The organism is Variovorax sp. P1_G12 (genome assembly GCF_056405555.1).
In genome coordinates, this window is sequence record NZ_JBFUBW010000006.1 from 52,760 (window position 1) to 65,936 (window position 13,177).

Here is a 13,177-nt window from a genome sequence, read left to right on the forward strand (position 1 = left end):
GCATGGCGCAAATCATGCGCCGCTGCCCCGTTCATAAAAAGCACGGACGTTCTTTTTTTATCGAATTCTAGGCGTTTCGAGCGACCGGGCAACCGGGCCAAGTCGCTGCCGGGACAAGGCAGCCTGAGGCGATCAGACCTCCAGCCACTCTTTCCGGGTAGAGGCATCCGCACGCAGGCTGTCGGGCGTGCCGTCGAACACGATGCTGCCATGGCCCATCACCAGCGCGCGATCGGAAATCTGCATCGCGATCGTCAGCTTCTGCTCGATCAGCAGCACCGAGATGCCCTTGTCCTTGAGCGTGCGCAGGTACTGCCCGACCAGCTCGACGATCTTCGGCGCCAGTCCCTCGGTCGGCTCGTCGATGATGATCAGGTCGGGGTCGCCCATCAGCGTGCGGCACAAGGTCAGCATCTGCTGCTCGCCGCCCGAGAGCACGCCGGCCTCGGTGTGCTGGCGTTCCTTGAGCCGCGGGAACATGCCGTACATGTCGTCGAACTGCCAGCGGCTGCCGCGGCCGTTGCCCTTCTGCCCCAGCAGCAGGTTCTGGTGCACCGTCAGCTTGGGGAAGATGTCGCGGTTCTCGGGCACGTAGCCTATGCCGAAATGCGCGATCTCGTAGGCCTTGCGGCGCAGGATGTCCTGTTCCTTCCAGCGCAGCGTGCCCTCGGCGTGCACCAGGCCCATGATGGCCTTGGCCGTGGTCGAGCGGCCCGAGCCGTTGCGGCCCAGCAGCGCGACGATCTCGCCGGGGCCGACGTCGAACGAAACACCATGCAACACATGGCTCTTGCCGTAATAGGCGTGGATGTCTTGTAGCTTCAACATTTCAGTGTCCTCCGCCCTGCGCATCGGCGACGGACGACCCCAGGTAGGCTTCCTGCACGCGCGCATTGGCGCGCACCGCCGCCGGCGTGTCAAAGGCGATCACCTCGCCGTAGACCACCACGGCGATCTTGTCGGCCAGGCCGAACACCACGCCCATGTCGTGCTCCACCGTGAGCAGGGTCTTGCCGACCGTGACCTGCTTGATCAGCGAGATGAAGTGCGAGGTCTCGGTCTTGCTCATGCCGGCCGTCGGCTCGTCGAGCAGGATCACGCCGGCGCCGCCGGCGATGGTGACGCCGATCTCCAGCGCACGCTGCTCGGCGTAGGTCAGGTTCACCGCGTGCACGTCGCGCTTGCGGTCCAGCCCGACCTGGTGGATCAGTTCCTCGGTGCGCTCGTTGGCGTCGTGGAGATTCGACAGGAAGCGCAGGAAGCTGTAGCGATAGCCCAGGCTCCACAGCACGCCGCAGCGCAGGTTCTCGAAGACGCTGAGCTTCGGGAAGATGTTGGTGATCTGGAAGCTGCGCGACAGGCCCAGCCGGTTGATCTCGAAGGGCTTCTTGCCGTCGATGCGCTGGCCGTTCAGCAGCACCTCGCCGCTGCTGGGCGCGAGCCGCCCGCTGATCAGGTTGAACAGCGTCGACTTGCCGGCGCCGTTCGGCCCGATGATCGCGATCCGCTCGCCGGCCTCGACCGCGAGATCGACGCCGCGGATGATCTCGGTCTTGCCGAAATTCTTGCGCAAGGCTTTGAGTTCGAGTGCGTGGGTCATAGGGCCCCCACGCTCGGCACTGCCGTGTCCTCGCTGCCCCCCAAGGGGGCGCGAGCTTGCTTGAAGCGGTTCTGCGCTGCGCTCATGCCGTCTCCCTCCGCTTGATCTCGGCCTCGATCTGCTCTTGCGCGGTACCCCACGCCCGCACGAAGCGCAGCCGCACGAACTCGAGCACGGCCAGGCCCGCGACCATGATCAGCGCCGCGCCGAACCAGCTGGCGACGCCCGAAGTGTCGAGCGAGACGCCCATGAACGGCAGGTTCGGCCCCAGGGCCGAGTTGAGCTGGATGTGATAGATCATCTCGATGAGCGCGGCGGCGCCGATCACCACCGGGACGATCGCCACCAGCAAGCCGCCGTAGAGCGGCCAGAATTGCTTGAACTTGCCGAACTTCGCCACCCGCAGGTTCATCATCACCAGGCTGGCGATGCCGCCCGGCGCGAACATCACCATGAAGACGAAGACCAGCCCGAAGTAGAGCTGCCAGGCCTTGGAGAGCTCCGACAGCAGCACCGCGGCGAACACCAGCAGCACCGCGCCGATGATCGGCCCGAAGAAGAAGATCGCCCCGCCCAGGAAGGTGAACAGCAGGTAGCTGCCCGAGCGCAGGGCGTTGAGGCTGTCGGCCGCATTGACGATCTCGAAGTTGATCGCCGCCAGGCCGCCGCCGATGCCGGCGAAGAAGCCGGCGACGATGAAGGCGAAGTAGCGCACCCGCTGCGTGTTGTAGCCGATGAACTCGACCCGCTCCGGGTTGTCGCGCACCGCGTTCAGCATGCGCCCGAGCGGCGTGCCCGTGAAGGCATACATCAGCGCGGTGCAGATGAAGCAGTACACCGCGATCAGGTAGTAGACCTGGATCTGGGGCCCGAAGCTGATGCCGAAGAAGGGCTTGCCGTAGACGCGGTCGGTCGTGATGCCGCCCTCGCCGCCGAAGAAGCCCGGGAACATCAGCGCCATCGAGGCCACCAGCTCGCCGATGCCGAGCGTGATCATCGCGAAGGTGGTGCCGGACTTCTTGGTCGTCACGAAGCCCAGCACGATCGCGAAGAACATGCCGGCCAGGCCGCCCACCAGCGGGATCAGCACCAGCGGGATCGGCCAGCCGCCCTTGCCCGCCAGGTTCATCGCGTGGATCGCGATGAAGGAGCCGAGCCCGACGTAGACCGCATGCCCGAAGCTCAGCATGCCGCCCTGCCCGAGCAGGATGTTGTAGCTCAGGCAGATGATGATGAGGTAGCCCATCTGCGAGAGCATCGTGAGCGCCAGGCTGGTCTTGAAGACCATCGGCGCGACGATCAGGACGATCGCGAACAGCGACCAGATGAAAAAGCGCCCGAGGTTCAGGGGCTTGAAGCGGTAGTACTGCGTGGTCATGCTTGGCGTTGCACTCATGTCAATCCTCCCGCGTGCCGAGCAGGCCCTTGGGCCTGAAGATCAGGATGAGCACAAGAAAGAGATAGGGAAGGATCGGCGCCACCTGCGAGATCGTGAGCTTGAGCAGCGGATAGCCGAAGGTGCCATCGTTCACCGCGACGCCGAGCGCCTGCAGGCCGGTGGCCATCGACTGGTCCATCGCCACCGCGAAGGTCTGGATGATGCCGATCAGCAGCGACGCCAGGAAGGCGCCCGCCAGCGAGCCCAGCCCGCCGACCACCACCACCACGAAGATGATCGAGCCCACCGAGGCCGCCATGGCCGGCTCGGTCACATAGGTGTTGCCGCCCACCACGCCGGCCAGGCCGGCCAGCGCGGCACCACCGCCGAACACCAGCATGAAGACCCGGGGCACGTTGTGGCCGAGCGCCTCGACCATCTCGGGATGCTTGAGCGCGGCCTGGATCACGAGGCCGATGCGCGTGCGCGTCAGCAGCAGCCACACCGACAGCAGCATCAGCAGCGCCACCAGCATGATGAAGGAGCGCGACTTCGGGAACTGGGTGCCGAACAGCGTGAAGAGCGGCCCCTGCAGTTGCGTCGGAAGGCCATAGGGCACCGTGGAGCGCCCCCAGACCAGCTGGACCAGCTCGAGGATCAGGAACGACAGGCCGAAGGTCACCAGCAGTTCGGGCACGTGGCCGAACTTGTGGACCCGCCTCAGGCTGTAGCGCTCGAAGCCGGCACCTAAAGCGCCCACCAGCAGCGGCGCGATGAACAACGCCGGCCAGAAGCCGATGATGCCGGACAGCGTGTAGGCCACGTAGGCCCCCAGCATGTAGAAACTGGTGTGCGCGAAGTTGAGCACACCCATCATGCTGAAAATCAGCGTAAGGCCAGAGCTCAGCATGAACAACAGCAAGCCGTAGCTCACGCCGTTGAGCAGCGAGATGACGAAAAATTCGACGTTCATCGGTCCTCGGGGTCACGTAGAAAAGAAAAAGGCCCGAGTGTTGAAGTCGGGCCTCGACCGGTCAGCGGAAGGTCAAGGGCTCGGCCGCTTCATCTCGCAGGTGGTGGGCGTGCTGGCGACGTAGGGCTCGTAGTATTTAACCGGAACAAAGGTGTATCCGGTCGACTCGGAGTCGATCGGGAACTTTCCGCCCGCCTTTTCCCACTTTGATACATACAGGCCCTGCTGCAGCTGGTGGTCGGCCTTGCGCATCTCGACGTCGCCGTTGAAGCTCTTGAAGCGCATGCCTTCCAGCGCCGCCGCGACCTTGAGCGGCTCGGTCGACTTGGCCTTGACGAAGCCGTCGACCAGCATCTGCAGCGAGGTGTAGGCCGCCGAGGTGTAGAGGTCTTCCTTGAACTTCTTGTTGAACTCCTTGCTCAACCGCTCGATCTCGCCGCCCATGTTGTAGTGGCCGTAGCCGACCATGTAGACCTTGCCCGCCGAGGCCGCGCCCATGGCGGTCGGCGTGCCGCTGACCGTGCCGTAGTAGGTATAGAACTTGACGTTGTTGAGGCCGGCATCGTTGGCCGCCTTGATCAGCAGCGCGAGGTCGGAGCCCCAGTTGCCGGTGATCACGGTGTCGGCGCCCGAGGCCTTGATCTTGGCGATGTAGGGCGAGAAGTCGCGCACCTGCGCCAGCGGGTGCAGGTCTTCGCCGACGATCTGCACGTCGGGCCGCTTGCGCGCCAGGTTTTCCTTGGCGTACTTGGCCACCTGCACGCCATGCGAGTAGTTCTGGTTGAGCAGGTAGACCTTCTTGACGTCCGCCTGATCCTTCATGTAGGTGGTCAGCGCTTCCATCTTCATGGAGGTGTCGGCGTCAAGCCGGAAGTGCCAGTAGCTGCACTTGCTGTTGGTCAGGTCGGGATCGACCGCCGCGTAGTTCAGGTAGAGCACTTCCTTGCCCGGGTTGCGGGCGTTGTTCTTCTCGAGCGCGTCGATGATGGCGAGCGCCGGGCCGGAGCCGTTGCCCTGCACCACGTAGCGTGCGCCCTGGTCCATGGCCGAGCGCAGGGCGCTGGTGGTTTCCTGCGGGCTCAGCTTGTTGTCGATGCCGATGATCTCGAACTTGACCCCGGCCGCGTTCTTCTTGTTGAACTCCTCGGTCAGGAACTGGAAGGTCTTGAGCTGGTTCGTGCCGACGGCGGCCATCAGGCCCGACAGCGGGTCGAGCCACGCGATCTTGACGGTCTCTCCCTTCTGGGCAAAGGCGCCGGTGGCAGTGGCCGCGAGGATGGCGGCGGTGGCGATTTTCAGAGCGAATTTCAATCTGTGTCTCCTAGGTCAAGCGGTCAAGGCGGGACGAGATTACAAGTCTTTGGGGACCTGCCCGTCAGGGAATGCCCGTAAGGAAGACGCTGCCGGGGCGGTTTTTATCACCCATGCGACAGCGCGCCTTCGGATGTTGCTACTCAGCGGTAGGATCTTCTCGTTTCAGACCCCCGGCAGCTTGTAGTCGCGCAGTTGTTCGCGCAATCGGGTCTTGAGGATCTTGCCGGTGGCGCCGATCGGAATCGCTTCCACGAACACCACGTCGTCCGGGATCTGCCACTTGGCCGTCTTGCCCTGGTAGAAGGCGAGCAGCTCGTCGCGCGTGACCTCGGCGCCGGGTTTCTTCACCACCGCCACGATCGGGCGCTCGTCCCACTTGGGATGGGCGACGCCGATGCAGGCCGCCATCGCGATCGCCGGATGCGCGACCGCGATGTTCTCGATGTCGATCGAGCTGATCCATTCGCCGCCCGACTTGATCACGTCCTTGCTGCGGTCGGTGATCTGCAGGAAGCCGTCGGCATCGATGGTGGCAACGTCGCCGGTCGGGAACCAGCCGCGGCCCTGCGCATCGGGAACCAGAGGGTCACCGCCCTCGGCCTTGAAGTACTCCTTGACCACCCATGGCCCCTTGACCAGCAGGTCGCCAGGGGCCTTGCCGTCCCAGGGCAGCTCCTCGCCGTTGCCGTCGACGATCTTCATGTCGACGCCGAAGATCGCGCGGCCCTGCTTCATGCGGATCGCGGTCTGCTCCTCGGGCGTCTGCACGAGGTGCTTGTTCTTGAGGGTGCACAAGGTGCCCAGCGGCGACATCTCGGTCATGCCCCAGGCATGCAGGACGTCCACGCCGTAGTGCTGCTGGAAGGCGTCGATCATGGCCGGCGGGCAGGCCGAGCCGCCGATCACGGTGCGCTTCAGGGTCGAGAACTTCAGGCCGTTGGCCTGCAGGTGCCCCAACAGCATCTGCCAGACGGTGGGCACGCCGGCGGCAAAAGTGACCTTCTCGGCTTCGATCAGCTCGTAGACCGATTTGCCGTCGAGCGCCGGCCCCGGAAACACCAGCTTGGCGCCGACCAGCGCGGCCGAATACGGAATACCCCAGGCGTTGACGTGGAACATCGGCACCACCGGCAGCACCGAGTCGCGCGCCGAGATGCACATGACGTCCGGCAAGGCCGCGGCATAGGCGTGCAGCAGCGTCGAGCGGTGGCTGTAGAGCGCGGCCTTGGGGTTGCCCGTGGTGCCGCTCGTGTAGCACATGCTGGAGGCCGAGTTCTCGTCGAAGCTCGGCCATGGGTACACCTCGGAGCGCTGTCCCATCCAGGTCTCGTAGCTCACCAGGTTGGGCACGCCGCTATCCGCCGGCAGCTTGTCGGCATCGCACAGTGCAATCCATTTTCGGATCGTGGTGCACTTGGCGTGGACCGCCTGCACCAGCGGCAGGAACGAGAGGTCGAAGCACAGGATCTGGTCTTCGGCATGGTTGGCGATCCAGGCGACCTGGTCCGGGTGCAGGCGCGGATTGATCGTGTGCAGCACACGCCCGCTGCCGCTGACGCCGTAGTACAGCTCCAGGTGGCGATAGCCGTTCCAGGCCAGTGTCGCCACGCGGTCGCTGAACTGCAGCTTCTCGTCGTCCAGCGCATTGGCGACCTGTCGCGACCGCGCCGCGATCCGTCCCCACGTCGTGCGATGGAGATCCCCCTCGACCCGGCGCGAGACGATTTCGGCGTCGCCATGGTGGCGCTCCACGAATTCGATCAGCGACGAAATCAAAAGCGGTTGGTCTTGCATCAAACCCAGCATCTACAGGCTCCTTCAAATGGACTTCAATAATTTTGCGGACAACGACGATTCACGCAATCTTCGGCCCCGCGCACAATGACAGAAACCCGCACTGCGCCGCCCAGAAAGCCAAAAGCACTCGCGTGACCGCGGCGGATTCTGCTCCCGAACGCAAGCGCACCAGGAGCACCCGAAGGGAGCGATCGCGAAAGCTGCTGCTGGACGCAGCCCTCGAGACGCTGTCCCCACCGCGTCAGGCGTCGACTCACTGCGTCGTGATCTGCAATGCAGTCTGCGTGGCGTCGAACTTCAGCTTCGACGGCCAGGGCGCCCAGGTGGTGCCCAGCGCGCCGGTGTTCGGATCGCCGTTGCGCATGAAGGCGGCGATGCTCGACATCATGGCGTCCGACAACGCCACCCGGCCCGGCCGATTGGCCGCGCTGTTGGTCGCGTTCGAGAACAGCGACGGGCCGAAGTTGCCGAACACGAAGCCCAGGTCGAAGGCATGCGCGGCGCCATAGACCTCGTTCCACGGCGCCGGCTGCTGCGCCCAGTCGAACTGGTAGTGCCAGACGTTCGACTGCTGGGTCTTCATCGTGTCGAGCAGGTTGTTGCGGCTCGGCACCATGAAGGCATTGGTGATCCGCGCGGTCATGGCGTCGTAGCCCGAGACCGCCGTCGTCACCGGCAGGTAGACCGGATCGATGATGTCGGCGGAGGTCAGCGTGGGGGCCGCGTCCGGATTGAAGTTCTGCATCATCGTGAAGCGCGTCGCATCGTCGATCTTGAAACCGACCTTGGGGCCGCCGACGAGTGGCAGGAACGGCGTGAACAGCTTGCCCTCGTCGCGCGTCATACCCGTCACCGTCGGCACCTTCAGGTACTGGCCGGCCGCGATCGCCGCGATCGGATCGACCGGCAGCACCGCGCCGTCGGGAATCGGGCCGGAGCCCGTCAGGCCCTTGGCCAGCACCGTGGCGAGAATGGTCTTGCCGTCCTTGCCGCGCAGGTAGTCGGCCACCTGCGCGTTGCTCAGGCCGGCGGCGTAGGTCGCCGCGCCCGCCAGGTCGGCCGCCTTGCCGTCCGCCACCAGCAGGTTCCGCAGCAGGCCGTTGCCCTGCGCCAGGTAGGCCGAGGCCGGGTTCAGCGTCGGCAGGCTGCCGGCCGGCAGGTTGCTCGCCAGCGAGATGCCGCCCGACAGCGGCATCGCCTTGTGGAACAGGCCCTTGGCCATCGGCGAAGCCATCAGGGCCAGCAAATTGATCGCGCCGGCCGACTGTCCCATCACCGTGACATTGCCTGCATCGCCGCCGAAGCCCGCGATGTTCTTCTGGATGTAGCGCAGCGCCGCCAGGTTGTCGAGCAGCGCGAAGTTGCCGGAGTCGTCGCCCTCGCTGCCGCCGACGTGCAGTTGCGGCACATTCAGGAAGCCGAGCACGCCCAGGCGGTAATTGGCCGTGACGACCACCGCGTTGGCCTTCTTCGCCAGGTTCGCGCCGTCATAGACCGGGTCGGCGGTAAAGCCCGAGATGTTGCTGCCGCCGTGGATGAACAGCATCACAGGCAGCTTCTCGTCGGTCGTGGACGGACGCCAGATGTTGAGCGTCAGGCAGTCCTCGTTGCCCACCGGCGTGTTCAGCGTGGCGGCGATCGTGGCGTCATAGGTGTTGTTGGCGCCCGGGCCGTAGATGCGGCCGATCTGCAGGCAGGGATTGCCGAATTGCTTGGCCGGCCGCACGTCGGTCCAGGCTTCGGGCTCGGCCGGGGCGCGCCAGCGCAGCGCGCCGATCGGCGGCTGGGCGAACGGCAGGCCCTTCCACCACCAGGTGCCCGAGCGGGCACTGTCGTCGACGCCGCCGACCTTGCCCTGGGCGGTCTGGCGCAGCGTCGGCGGATCCTGCGCCGGCGTCTGCGGCACGGCCGCCACGGGCGGTGTGGCCGGGGGATTGCCATTGGCGGCCGCGGGCGGCGTCAGAGGGAAAGAGGGATCGGATGATCCGCCGCAGGCGGTGATCATGGCGCACAGTAGCACCATTCCCGCGCCCCATTTCCGGGCTGTCATGCTCATGTCTTGTCTCCTCATCGGGTTATTCGGAATGCCTTCTGCCAGGGCTGGCCTCGATACTTCGCTGGTTCTTCGCAGCCCTGGAAAATTCTAGGAACGACCCCTTCCATGCCTGCTATCGCAAGCGCGCCAAACCAGTGACTTCAGAAACGCAAACGCCCGATTTCCTGCACCCTGCCCCGCCGGTCGCCCCGACGCGCACCAGCTCGGGCTCCTGGCTGCGCGGCGTGCTCGACATGTTCGCGGCCGAGGGTCTGGACGTGCCGGCCCTGCTGCGCGACAGCGGCTTCGACGCTGCCAGGATCGATCGGCCCGAAGCCCGCTTCCCGGCCGACGAGATCAGCCAGCTCTGGCGGCTGGCCGTGACCCGCTCCGGCAAGTCGACGCTCGGACTGGCGCGCGAACTCGCCGCGCGCCATGGCAACTTCGACACGCTGGGCCACGCGTTGACCTGCAGCCCGAACCTGCTGGCCGGCCTCGAGCGCCTGGCGCGCTACCTGGCGGTGATCTCGGACGCCGCCACCTTCGAGCTCGAGGCCGATGCCCGCGGCCACTGGCTGGTGATCGGCCATGTCGGCAACCGCCAGCCGGTGCCGCGCCAGCGCGTCGAGTACGGAATGCTGACCATGCTGATGCTGTGCGGCTGGCTCACGCGGCGCGAACTGCGGCCGCTGGCGGCCGAATTCGTCTTCGCGCCGCCGCCCAGCGACGCGCCGCATCGCGCGGCTTTCGGCGCCCCGCTGCGCTTCGGCGCCGAGTCCAACCGGCTGCTGCTGGCCGGCGCCGACATGCGCGCGCCGATCCCCACGCAGCATCCGGCGCTGGCGGCCTTGCACGAGCGCCTGCTCGACGAGCAACTGACCCAGCTGGCCGACAGCACCATGAGCCGCCGGGTCTGCACCGAGATCATTCGCCGGCTCCCCGGCGGCGAGCCGCGCCGCCAGGATGTGGCGACCGGCCTCGGCGTCGCGGAGCGCACTTTGCAGCGCCGCCTGCAGGCCGAGTCGAGCTCCTACCAGGCCCTGCTCGACCACACCCGCCGCGAACTGGCGCAGAAGTACCTGGCCGACCGGCGCCACACCCTCACCGATGTCGCCGACCTGCTCGGCTTCGTCGACAGCAGCAACTTCTTTCGCGCCTGCAAGCGCTGGTTCGGACTGCCGCCGGCGCAGTACCGGGCGCAGTTGTGGGAGAGCGGCGAGGTGCCGGGGACGACGGTGCCGGCCGGACTCTGAGTTCCGCCTGCCAGGCATCGGGATGGCCCCTGCGGCCCGGGGTCTCGCCCGCTGCGGGACAATGCCCCCCATGAGCATGCTTGCAGACGAAGCGGACCTGGTCGACCTGGGTCTGCGCTGGGCCCCGGGCTTTTCGGCGCTGGGCCCCGCCTTCTACACCGAACTCCAGCCCCGCCCTTTGCCCGATCCCTATTGGGTCGGCCGCAGCGAGCACCTGGCGCGCGAGCTCGGCCTGGACGCCTCGTGGCTGCATTCCGACGAAGGACTGGCCGCCTTTACCGGCAATCTGCCAATCGCCGGCAGCCGCCCGCTGGCCAGCGTCTACAGCGGCCACCAGTTCGGCGTCTGGGCCGGCCAGCTCGGCGACGGCCGCGCCATCCTGCTCGGAGAAACCGCGGATGGGCAGGAAGTGCAGCTCAAGGGTTCCGGCCTGACGCCCTACTCCCGAATGGGCGACGGCCGCGCCGTGCTGCGCTCCAGCATTCGCGAGTTCCTCTGCAGCGAGGCGATGCACGGGCTGGGCATCCCGACCACGCGGGCCCTGTGCGTGACCGGCTCCGATGCCCGGGTGCGGCGCGAGGAGCTCGAAACCGCCGCGGTCGTGACGCGGGTCGCGCCCAGCTTCATCCGCTTCGGCCATTTCGAGCATTTCGCGGCCAACCAGCGCGACGACGAACTGCGCGCCCTGGCCGACTACGTCATCGACCGCTACTACCCGGCCTGCCGCACGACATCGCGCTTCAACGGCAACGCCTATGCCGCGCTGCTCGAGGCGGTCAGCGAGCGCACCGCCGTCCTGCTCGCACAATGGCAGGCCATCGGCTTCTGCCATGGCGTGATGAACACCGACAACATGAGCATCCTCGGCCTCACGATCGACTACGGGCCGTTCCAGTTCCTCGACGGCTTCGATCCGCGCCACGTCTGCAACCACAGCGACACGGCCGGCCGCTACGCCTTCAACCAGCAGCCCAACGTCGCCTACTGGAACCTGTTCTGCCTGGCGCAGGCGCTGCTGCCGCTGATCGGCGACCAGGAGGTCGCGGTCGCGGCGCTGGAGTCGTACAAGACCGTGTTCCCGAACGCCTTCGAAGCTCGCATGCGGAGCAAGCTCGGTCTCGCCGAGGCCGCCGACGGCGACCGGGCGCTGATCGAGGGCGTGCTCCAGCTGCTGGCGCAGGAGAAGGTCGACTACACGATCTTCTGGCGCCGGCTGTCCGACGCCGTGGCAGGCGACAATCCCGAGCCGGTGCGCGACCTGTTCATCGACCGCGCGGGCTTCGACGCCTGGCTGCAGGCGTACGCCGGGCGGCGTGCGGCAACGCCGGCCGCCGAGGCTGCCGGCCGGATGCTCGGGAGCAATCCCAAGTTCGTGTTGCGGAACCACCTGGCCCAGCAGGCGATCGAAGCGGCCCAGCAGAAGGACTTCGACGGCGTCGCCACCTTGCTGAGACTGCTCGAAGCCCCATTTGCAGACCACGCCGGCCACGACGACTTTGCCGGCTTCCCGCCCGACTGGGCCTCCACGATCGAAATCAGCTGTTCATCATGACTTCTCCCGTCCAGAAAACCGATGCCGAATGGAAAGCCCTGCTGGCCGAGAAGGGCGCCGAGCGCGGGGCCTTCGAGGTCACCCGGCATGCCGCCACCGAGCGCCCCTTCACCGGCAAGTACGAGGCCCACTGGGAAGACGGCAGCTACCATTGCATCTGCTGTGGCGCCAAGCTGTTCGAATCCGCCACCAAGTTCGATGCCGGCTGCGGCTGGCCCAGCTTCTCCCAGGAAGCGGTGCCCGGCGCGATCCGCAACATCGTCGACCGCACGCACGGCATGGTGCGCACCGAGAACGTCTGCGCCAATTGCGGCGCCCATCTGGGCCACGTGTTCCCCGACGGCCCGACCGAAACCGGATTGCGCTACTGCATGAACTCGGCCTCGCTGGATTTCCACAAGCGCGAGACCGACTGAACCCGACCATGAAACTCTTTCTCGACTTCTTCCCGATCCTGCTGTTCTTCGGCGCCTTCAAGTTCTACGACATCTACACGGCCACCGGCGTGCTGATGGCCGCGACCGCACTGCAGATGGCGATCACCTGGTTCATGGAGCGCCGCCTGCTGCCGATGCAGAAGGCCACGCTGGTGCTGATCCTGCTGTTCGGCTCGCTGACGCTGGTGCTGCACGACGACCGCTTCATCAAGTGGAAGCCGACCGTGCTCTATGGCGCCATGGCGATCGCGCTCGCGGTCGCGCTGTGGGGCTTCAAGAAGAACTTCCTCAAGATGCTGCTGGGTGCGCAGCTGGAGTTGCCGACCCCGGTCTGGGGCCGGCTCAATGTCGCCTGGATCGGCTACTGCCTTTTCATGGCGGTCCTCAACGGCTACGTCGCGGCCTACTTCACGACCGAGGCCTGGGTCAACTTCAAGCTCTGGGGCTACGTCTTCCCGATCGTGTTCCTGATCGCTCAGGGGCTCTACATCTCGCCCCATCTCAAGTCGGACAAGCCTGCAGCATGAGCCTTCCTACCGCCCGGGACCTGGAGCTGCGGCTGCGCGAGGTGCTGCAGCCGACCGAACTCGAAGTCATCGACGAGAGCGCCGCCCATGCCGGCCATGCGGGCGCCGGCGCCGAGGGCTACGGCACCCATTTCCGGGTCCGCATCGCCTCGCCGCTGTTCGCCGGCAAGCCCCGCGTGGCGCGCCATCGGCTTGTGTATGATGCGCTGCAACTTTTCATCGCACAGGGCCTCCACGCGCTTGCCATCGAGACGCTTTAAGGCGTCGAATCACCTCCCCCGCACGGTCGTGCGGCGAACCACACCCCTCCC

General features: G+C 66.2%; 12 protein-coding genes. 5 read left to right on the forward strand and 7 right to left on the reverse strand.

The genetic code is table 11. The features are described 5' to 3' along the window. Positions 1 to 132: 132 nt before the first annotated feature. From AC1D2O_RS08615 to AC1D2O_RS08645, 7 genes are all read right to left on the reverse strand, one after another. Entirely contained in the window at positions 133 to 828 is a 696-nt protein-coding gene (locus AC1D2O_RS08615) for an ABC transporter ATP-binding protein (RefSeq protein WP_478092063.1), read from the reverse strand. A 1-nt stretch (position 829) separates the two neighbouring features. Further along, on the reverse strand, positions 830 to 1,600 hold the full coding sequence (locus AC1D2O_RS08620) for an ABC transporter ATP-binding protein (protein ID WP_478092062.1): 771 nt from the start codon (positions 1,598 to 1,600) through the stop codon (positions 830 to 832). Positions 1,601 to 1,682: 82 nt separating this feature from the next. After that, positions 1,683 to 2,996, reverse strand: a complete 1,314-nt coding sequence (locus AC1D2O_RS08625; RefSeq protein WP_478092060.1) for a branched-chain amino acid ABC transporter permease — start codon at positions 2,994 to 2,996, stop codon at positions 1,683 to 1,685. A gap of 1 nt (position 2,997) precedes the next feature. Further along, positions 2,998 to 3,951: a branched-chain amino acid ABC transporter permease gene (locus AC1D2O_RS08630; protein ID WP_478156720.1), complete on the reverse strand. Its 954-nt coding sequence runs from the start codon at positions 3,949 to 3,951 to the stop codon at positions 2,998 to 3,000. 72 nt (positions 3,952 to 4,023) lie between these two features. Continuing rightward, positions 4,024 to 5,262, reverse strand: coding sequence for a branched-chain amino acid ABC transporter substrate-binding protein (locus AC1D2O_RS08635; protein WP_478156721.1), 1,239 nt, complete (start codon positions 5,260 to 5,262; stop codon positions 4,024 to 4,026). A 165-nt stretch (positions 5,263 to 5,427) separates the two neighbouring features. Continuing rightward, the gene (locus AC1D2O_RS08640; RefSeq protein ID WP_478156723.1) at positions 5,428 to 7,071 is read right to left on the reverse strand and encodes a 3-(methylthio)propionyl-CoA ligase; all 1,644 of its coding nucleotides are present in this window, start codon (positions 7,069 to 7,071) and stop codon (positions 5,428 to 5,430) included. A 244-nt stretch (positions 7,072 to 7,315) separates the two neighbouring features. Then, positions 7,316 to 9,118, reverse strand: a complete 1,803-nt coding sequence (locus tag AC1D2O_RS08645) for a carboxylesterase/lipase family protein (RefSeq protein ID WP_478091176.1) — start codon at positions 9,116 to 9,118, stop codon at positions 7,316 to 7,318. Positions 9,119 to 9,351: 233 nt separating this feature from the next. Between AC1D2O_RS08645 and AC1D2O_RS08650 the strand changes: the two genes are divergently transcribed. From AC1D2O_RS08650 to AC1D2O_RS08670, 5 genes are all read left to right on the forward strand, one after another. Beyond that, positions 9,352 to 10,350, forward strand: coding sequence for an AraC family transcriptional regulator (locus AC1D2O_RS08650; protein WP_478156819.1), 999 nt, complete (start codon positions 9,352 to 9,354; stop codon positions 10,348 to 10,350). Positions 10,351 to 10,420: 70 nt separating this feature from the next. After that, complete coding sequence (locus AC1D2O_RS08655; RefSeq protein ID WP_478091177.1) at positions 10,421 to 11,902, forward strand: protein adenylyltransferase SelO; 1,482 nt, start codon at positions 10,421 to 10,423, stop codon at positions 11,900 to 11,902. Continuing rightward, entirely contained in the window at positions 11,899 to 12,318 is a 420-nt protein-coding gene (msrB, locus tag AC1D2O_RS08660; protein ID WP_478091178.1) for a peptide-methionine (R)-S-oxide reductase MsrB, read from the forward strand. Before AC1D2O_RS08655 ends, msrB begins: the two co-directional genes overlap by 4 nt. Before the next feature lie 8 nt (positions 12,319 to 12,326). After that, complete coding sequence (locus AC1D2O_RS08665; protein WP_478091179.1) at positions 12,327 to 12,866, forward strand: septation protein A; 540 nt, start codon at positions 12,327 to 12,329, stop codon at positions 12,864 to 12,866. Continuing rightward, a complete protein-coding gene (locus AC1D2O_RS08670) occupies positions 12,863 to 13,126 on the forward strand; it encodes a BolA family protein (RefSeq protein WP_478156724.1) in 264 nt (87 codons plus the stop codon). The genes AC1D2O_RS08665 and AC1D2O_RS08670 overlap by 4 nt, the downstream gene beginning before the upstream one ends. Positions 13,127 to 13,177 lie beyond the last annotated feature (51 nt).

Excerpts from the sequence above, each read along its gene's own strand:
- AC1D2O_RS08670 (WP_478156724.1), top strand. The coding sequence starts at position 12,863 with ATGAGCCTTCCTACCGCCCGGGACCTGGAGCTGCGGCTGCGCGAGGTG.
- AC1D2O_RS08620 (WP_478092062.1), bottom strand. The coding sequence starts at position 1,600 with ATGACCCACGCACTCGAACTCAAAGCCTTGCGCAAGAATTTCGGCAAG.
- AC1D2O_RS08665 (WP_478091179.1), top strand. The coding sequence starts at position 12,327 with ATGAAACTCTTTCTCGACTTCTTCCCGATCCTGCTGTTCTTCGGCGCC.
- AC1D2O_RS08625 (WP_478092060.1), bottom strand. The coding sequence starts at position 2,996 with ATGAGTGCAACGCCAAGCATGACCACGCAGTACTACCGCTTCAAGCCC.
- msrB (WP_478091178.1), top strand. The coding sequence starts at position 11,899 with ATGACTTCTCCCGTCCAGAAAACCGATGCCGAATGGAAAGCCCTGCTG.
- AC1D2O_RS08630 (WP_478156720.1), bottom strand. The coding sequence starts at position 3,951 with ATGAACGTCGAATTTTTCGTCATCTCGCTGCTCAACGGCGTGAGCTAC.
- AC1D2O_RS08650 (WP_478156819.1), top strand. The coding sequence starts at position 9,352 with ATGTTCGCGGCCGAGGGTCTGGACGTGCCGGCCCTGCTGCGCGACAGC.
- AC1D2O_RS08615 (WP_478092063.1), bottom strand. The coding sequence starts at position 828 with ATGTTGAAGCTACAAGACATCCACGCCTATTACGGCAAGAGCCATGTG.
- AC1D2O_RS08640 (WP_478156723.1), bottom strand. The coding sequence starts at position 7,071 with ATGCTGGGTTTGATGCAAGACCAACCGCTTTTGATTTCGTCGCTGATC.
- AC1D2O_RS08645 (WP_478091176.1), bottom strand. The coding sequence starts at position 9,118 with ATGAGCATGACAGCCCGGAAATGGGGCGCGGGAATGGTGCTACTGTGC.
- AC1D2O_RS08655 (WP_478091177.1), top strand. The coding sequence starts at position 10,421 with ATGAGCATGCTTGCAGACGAAGCGGACCTGGTCGACCTGGGTCTGCGC.